Genomic DNA, 5,161 nt, shown 5'->3' on the forward strand with positions numbered 1-5,161 from the left:
GGGCACCACCGCGGCAAACCTTTCCGGTTTGAAAAGCGCCCAATCCCATGAACCGTAGCCGCCCATGCTCAGGCCGGTGAGATAAATGCGGGCCGGGTCCACCCGGTAATTTTTCATGATCTGATCGTAGATCACTTCCAGGCTGGGCGAATCCCACCAGCCGTTCTCTTTGCATTGCGGCGACACCACGATATATGGAAAGTTCGGGTCCTTGGATGCCTTGGTAGCCAGCCCGGCACGCTTAACCATATTGACATCGCTCCCCCGTTCCCCTACACCATGCAGGAAGAAAATCACCGGCCACTTCTTATTGGGATCGTCGTTATACTTAGCCGGTATTTGCAGGAGGAAATCTGTCACCTGCTTGGGATTCTTTACTTTTTGCGCAGTAACACCCGTTTGAACAGGCACGACCACAGGCGGCGGCACTTTTACGGTGTCTTCAGGCCTGGGGCCCGGGTTTGGGCTGGGGCTGGGCGCTACATCACTGTCGCCATCCCGGCCGCAGGCCATCATCAATACCATTAGCGCCAATGTAATCACTATGCGGTAATTCATGTGGTAAATTACATATAAGATACGGAAAATTATTGTACCAAAAACTCATCGACCCAAAACAACTTCCATACCAAAACCAGCCATCACAGCGGATTTCAAGCATTCACAATAAGCTTTTTAATAATTAATCAACAATCTTCATATGCAACCCGTTCTCCATCATCACCACTCCCTGTCAGACGCGATTTCTTTTCAATAAAAAAAGCAAAGCACCGGGGCGCTTTGCTTTCAATAAATATATATGGACGATTATTTCTCCATCAGCTCCACACTGCGGTTCACGAAAGCCGTGAGATCCGCACCGGTCAGGAGGCCCTGGGATAGCAGCGCAAGATCAGCCAGGTTGCGGACTTGTTTCTCCTGCAATGCCCCGTCGCCTTCCCCGAGGATGCGTTGGTAAATGGGGTGATTGGCGTTCACGGTCATGGTGATTTCGTCGGGCATGCCGGCGTACCAGCTCGCCGCCGATCCGCCCATGGCGGCCATGTCTTTCATCCGGCGCATCAGTTCGCCGCGGGTCACGATCACCGGCTGGTCCTGCTGGCCGAGGCCTTTCAGTTCCACTTTCACGCCGGCCAGCGGTACCTGCTTGCCGAAAAGGTCTTTCAGTTTACCTTCCTGCTCTTCGCTCAGTACGCTTTGCGTAGCGGAGTCGGGGTTGATGAGGTTGTCGGTAATATCGGCGTCCACACGGGTGAACATCACGTTTTCCCATTTAAGCTCCATCTGGTTGATGAAACCGGCGTCCACCATCGTTTCCATCTTCACCACTTTATAACCTCTCGCTTTGGCGGCGGAGATATAACTATCCTGCTGAACGGGATTGGTGGCATAAAGGATCACCAGTTTGCCTTCCTTGTTGGTTTGCAGGCCGGCAGCCGCGGTACGGTATTCTTCGAGGGTGTAGAAAACGCCGTCGATATCCTCCAGGAGATGGAATTTGCCGGCTTTGTCGAGGAACTTGTCTTCGGTCATCATCCCGTATTTCACGAACAGGGCGATGTGCTCCCATTTTTCCTCGAAAGACTTCCGGTCGGTCCGGAACATTTCATCCAGCTTGTCGGCTACTTTCTTGGTGATATGCGCATTGATTTTCTTCACGTTAGGATCGCCCTGGAGGTAGCTGCGGCTAACGTTCAGGGGGATGTCGGGCGAGTCGATCACGCCGTGGAGCAGCATGAGGAACTCGGGAACGATGTTTTTCACCTCGTCGGTCACGAACACCTGGTTGGAATACAGGCTGATCTTGTCTTTCTGGATTTCGTAAGTCTTCGTGATCTTGGGGAAATACAGGATGCCGGTGAGGTTGAACGGATAATCCACGTTCAGGTGAATCCAGAACAGTGGCGGTTCCGCGAAGGGATACAGTTCTTTATAAAAGGCCTGGTAGTCGTCGGCGGTAAGTTCCGAGGGCTTTTTCACCCAGGCGGGCGTGGTATTATTGATCTGTTCTCCCTGGAACTGGATGGGCACGGGGAGGAAGCGGCAGAATTTTTCGAGGATGGTGCGGATGCGGTGCTCGTCGAGGAATTCTTCGCTTTCTTCGTTGATATGCAATACGATATCGGTGCCGCGGTTTTCTTTTTCGGTTTCTTCGAGCTGGTATTCCGGGCTGCCGTCGCATTCCCAGCGAACGGCTTTGGAATCTGGGCGCCAGGATTTGGTGAAAATTTCCACCTGGGAAGAAACCATGAAGGAGGAGTAGAATCCGAGGCCGAAGTGGCCGATGATGTTGGCGCCTTCGCCCTGGCCTTTATATTTCTTCACGAACTCTTCCGCGCCGGAAAAAGCGACCTGATTGATGTATTTGTCGACTTCTTCGGCGGTCATGCCGATGCCGCGGTCGGAGATGGTGATGGTTTTCTTGTCTTTGTCGAGGGAAACGGTGATGGCTGTTTCGCCGGTTTCGCCTTTGAATTCGCCTACGCTGGCCAGGGTTTTTAGCTTCTGGGTGGCGTCCACCGCATTGCTGACCAGTTCGCGCAGGAAAATGTCGTGATCGGAATAGAGGAATTTCTTGATGATGGGGAAAATGTTCTCCGTTTGTACACGTATAGCACCTTTCTGCATATGTTTATCAGTTTTTTAGACGGGTGAAGGTATTCAAAGGGTGTGCCATGGCCCGGGTGACTGACAAGTTGACCGTCAAACCGGAATACAGGCATTGATTTTCAGCCTGTTGCGGATAACCTGGCGCAAACCTGCGACAGTTGGGGCTGAGGGGATGAAAAATCGTGGAAAATCGCGCCAGTAAAGCGTGGGAATCCAAAAGAAACCTTTATCTTTGCACTCCATTTTAATTTTAAATCACTAACAAGGGAAAATTATGTCAAACTACGAATTGATGGTGATCTTTACCCCTGTGCTTTCTGAGGAAGACTACAAAGCTGCCCAGAAAAAATTCGCTGACCTGGTAAAAGACAATGGTGGCGAAATTGTGCACGAAAATCCCTGGGGCCTGAGATCACTGGCGTACCCGATCCAGAAGAAAACCACGGGCATGTACCTGGTTCTGGAATACGCTGCGCCATCCGACTTCAATGAGAAGCTGAAGATCCAGCTGAACCGCGATGAAAATGTATTGCGTTACATGTTTACCAAACTGGACAAGCACGCTGTAGCGTACAACGCCCGGAAGAAAGGTAACTACGATGCTGAACCTAAACCCGCAGAAGCTTAAAGTTATGGCAGTTAAACAAGAGATCAAGTACTTAACCGCGGTTAAGCAAGAGAAGCGCCAGAAAAAATACTGCCGCTTCAAGAAATTGGGTATCAAGTATGTAGATTACAAAGATGCCGAGTTTCTGAAAAAGTTCCTGAACGACCAGGGCAAGATGCTCCCCCGTCGTATCAGCGGCAACTCGCTGAAATTCCAGCGTAAGGTGGCCGAGGCTATCAAGAAAGCACGTCAAATGGCGCTGTTGCCTTATGTTACTGACCTTTTAAAGTAAGAAACAATGCAAGTAATCTTAATACAAGACGTAGACAATCTGGGCCAGAAGAATGAACTGGTAGCCGTAAAGAACGGTTACGCCAGGAATTTCCTGATCCCTCAAAAGTTCGCCGTAGAGGCCAGCGAGTCTAACCTGAAGCAACTGAACGAGCGCCTGAAAGTGCAGAAAGTGAAAGAAGAGAAAATGCTCGCTGAAATCGCTAAAGTGGTAGAAGTGCTGAAAGCCGCCCCCGTGAAAATCGGCGCGAAAACCGGCACCTCCGGCAAAATCTTCGGTTCTGTTACCGGCGTTCAGATCGCCCGCGCGATTAAAGAACAAAAAGGTTATGAGATCGACCGCCGTCGTATCCATATCCTCGGTGATGTGAAAGAACTGGGTCTTTACAAAGCCCGTCTCGATTTCGGTAAAGGCAACGAAGCTGAACTGGAATTCGAAGTGGTAGCCGAGTAATCGCCTGATCACCATACTAAAAAAGCTGCATCCTATGGATGCAGCTTTTTTTATGCATACTTGTAAGGTACCTGTGAATCAAGAAGTGCTGTTGGCCTGCTACATGTATGTAATGGTATTTTAACTTATGGCAGTTTAGACGCCGGTTAGAGGCTGTAAATAGCGCGGGAAACCGCCGTGGCAACGACGCAGGAAGGACGGAGCGGGTGGACTTAAGGTGGACCTGAGGTGGACTTGATACGGACTTGAGCAGGGTAAAATATCATTATTCGTAGCGCAGCGCCACAATAGGATCCAGCCGGGAAGCCTTTACCGCGGGGTATATCCCCGAAATCAGGCCTACCACCGCGCAAGCCGCGATACCGCCCATCGTCCAGCCCCAGGGAATGAAGAAAGTGGAGCCCATCAAACTGGCCACGCCATTCCCCACCAATATACCCAGTATCACCCCGAGTAAGCCGCCCAGCAAACTGATGATCACCGATTCAAATACGAACTGCAGCCGGATCGTGGGCGCAGTAGCACCGAGGGCCTTGTTCACCCCGATCTCCCGCGTCCGCTCCGCCACAGACACCAGCATGATGTTCATGAGCCCAATCGCTGAGCCCACCAGCGTAATGATCCCGATCACGGTGGCCGCCGCCGTCACCATCCCCAACTGCCGGAACAGCATCTCCGCGATACTGTCGCTCCGGCTGATATAAAAATTATTCTCTTCGTTGGTGTCCATCTTCCGGATGACGCGGAAAGCGCCCGTGGCCTCCCCTATCGCCTCATCCATCAGCTTGATATCATCCACATTGACATTGATCTGGTAAGAAGCCCATGGCCGGTTGAAAACCCGCCGGGTACTCGTAACCGTCGTCACCACCACGTTATCCGCGCTGAACATGTTGCTGCTGCCCTTGCTCTCCAGGATACCTATCACCCGGTACCGCACATTGCCCAGCCGCACATTGGTATTCAGGGCCCGCTCGGGGAATTCCCCGAACAGCGTCTTGGCCACATCCCATCCCAGGATAGCCACATTCCGCCCGGACTCGATATCCGACCTGGTGAAGTTGCGCCCGTATTGTAGTGTGTAATTGTTCAGCCGCAAATAATTTTCGTCGCCCCCGATCACCTGGATGTTGGGATTGGTCTTGTAATTCTCCCGGTAAACGGTCATTCCGCCGCCGGCCCGGAACAACAGCCCTACT

Annotated in this window: 6 protein-coding genes; 3 read left to right on the top strand and 3 right to left on the bottom strand. The window is 51.7% G+C overall.

Annotated elements, in window-relative coordinates; genetic code table 11:
• Both Q0510_RS08410 and htpG read right to left on the bottom strand, forming a co-directional pair.
• On the bottom strand, positions 1 to 558 hold a 558-nt coding region (locus Q0510_RS08410; protein WP_298710023.1), incomplete at its 3' end, for an alpha/beta hydrolase-fold protein.
• Positions 559 to 807: 249 nt separating this feature from the next.
• A complete protein-coding gene (gene htpG, locus Q0510_RS08415; protein WP_298710025.1) occupies positions 808 to 2,628 on the bottom strand; it encodes a molecular chaperone HtpG in 1,821 nt (606 codons plus the stop codon).
• A 256-nt stretch (positions 2,629 to 2,884) separates the two neighbouring features.
• Between htpG and rpsF the strand changes: the two genes are divergently transcribed.
• The 3 genes from rpsF to rplI are packed head-to-tail and all read left to right on the top strand — an operon-like array spanning position 2,885 to position 3,962.
• The gene (gene rpsF, locus Q0510_RS08420; protein ID WP_298710027.1) at positions 2,885 to 3,238 is read left to right on the top strand and encodes a 30S ribosomal protein S6; all 354 of its coding nucleotides are present in this window, start codon (positions 2,885 to 2,887) and stop codon (positions 3,236 to 3,238) included.
• Between the two features lie 4 nt (positions 3,239 to 3,242).
• The gene (gene rpsR, locus Q0510_RS08425; protein WP_074240327.1) at positions 3,243 to 3,509 is read left to right on the top strand and encodes a 30S ribosomal protein S18; all 267 of its coding nucleotides are present in this window, start codon (positions 3,243 to 3,245) and stop codon (positions 3,507 to 3,509) included.
• Between the two features lie 6 nt (positions 3,510 to 3,515).
• Complete coding sequence (gene rplI / locus Q0510_RS08430; RefSeq protein WP_298710034.1) at positions 3,516 to 3,962, top strand: 50S ribosomal protein L9; 447 nt, start codon at positions 3,516 to 3,518, stop codon at positions 3,960 to 3,962.
• Between the two features lie 265 nt (positions 3,963 to 4,227).
• On the opposite strand, the gene Q0510_RS08435 is transcribed toward rplI, so the two are convergent.
• A partial coding sequence (locus Q0510_RS08435; RefSeq protein WP_298710036.1) for an ABC transporter permease occupies positions 4,228 to 5,161 on the bottom strand: 934 nt, incomplete at its 5' end.

The organism is uncultured Chitinophaga sp., assembly GCF_937874145.1.
Lineage (GTDB): Bacteria > Bacteroidota > Bacteroidia > Chitinophagales > Chitinophagaceae > Chitinophaga.